The organism is uncultured Nostoc sp., assembly GCF_937863485.1.
Taxonomy (GTDB): Bacteria; Cyanobacteriota; Cyanobacteriia; order Cyanobacteriales; family Nostocaceae; genus Nostoc.
Genome location: NZ_CALMFY010000097.1, coordinates 6,510 through 7,841, shown reverse-complemented (window position 1 = coordinate 7,841; position 1,332 = coordinate 6,510). Strand labels below are relative to the sequence as shown.

At 42.4% G+C, this 1,332-nt stretch carries 1 protein-coding gene; it reads right to left on the bottom strand.

The window, feature by feature from the left end; all coding sequences use genetic code 11:
• Positions 1 to 946, bottom strand: a 946-nt coding sequence (locus Q0541_RS12850) for a site-2 protease family protein (RefSeq protein WP_298910755.1), incomplete at its 3' end; no start/stop codon positions are given.
• Between the last annotated feature and the right edge of the window lie 386 nt (positions 947 to 1,332).

Genomic DNA, 1,332 nt, shown 5'->3' with positions numbered 1-1,332 from the left:
TCTTACTTATCCTGACTGATTTTCGTCCTCTTTGCAAAAAACTGGGATGCTCCCTTCGTAAATTATCAACCGCGATCACACCTACTAATTGTCCATGATCATCAGTCACTAAAAACCGATGCCAGTTTTGCCCACTTATGACTCGCTCATCGGCAAACTCTCTCAGGGTAAGATTAGCAGATACAATTGGGCTATCTTGAGTTACAGCATCTTCAGCAGTCAAACCTGTGAGTTTTTCTTGCACTCTGGCAAATTGAGCCGCATTACCAGCATTTTGCAACAAGAAGAAGCCAACTAACAAATTCCACAAGTTACCGAAACTGCCAAATAATAGTAGGGGAAGTACACCAGAAAGAACTGCTACCCAACCAAAGATTTGCCCAACTCGACTAGCAAAGGTGACACCTTTATAAGGATTACCTGTAATCTTCCAAACGATAGCTTTCAGTATATTTCCGCCATCTAAGGGCAAGCCAGGAATAAGATTGAACAGGGCTAATGCCAAGTTAACAGAAGCCAGAACACCAAGTATTGCCGCTAACGGCCCTGATGCAGCAGTAGTAACACCAATAGCTGTAACGATACCGCATAATAGTAAGCTAACTAACGGGCCTGCGATCGCTACCCAGAAAGCTTCACCTGGGGTTTTCGACTCTTTTTCTAAGCTAGCCAAACCGCCAAATATAAATAGTGTGATGGATTTTACATCAATTCCCTGACGAATCGCAACGAAACTGTGGCCTAACTCATGGGCGACGACAGAGGCAAATAACATCAGCGCTGTCATCAATCCTAATAGTAAAGCTAATCCCGCAGACAATTGGGGAAATTGCGCCGCCAGTCCACTGCTATAGCTCCAAGTTACCAAACCCAGAACTAAAAACCACGACGGATGGATATAGAAGGGAATTCCGAAGAGATTACCAACGCGAATTGTGCCATTCATGTCGTTCACCTTTGATTTCAGCTTCGAGAGGTTTGCTTTCATCCTTCTCGATGTCTTTAGTGTAACGAAAGGTTAAGAGATTTTAATCTTGATGACGGTAGTGGTGTCCGTCGGTAAAAGTGCGGTTATTGGGAATATTGCGAACAAGAGTAATGACATCCCCAAGCGGTTACTAGAGAACTAGGAGATAAACTCTAGTAATAGCTAAGTACAGTTTTGCATAGAAGCGTAGCGTTTTTAATGCAGGGGAACGCATTAACAATGTAAGCCGACGCATTGGCAATGCAAGCAGAAAAATTTGCATTGAAAGCAGACGAATTAACAATGTAAGAAGACACATTGTCAATGAAAGAAAAATAATAAGCTAACTAAGAAGACAAATTAGA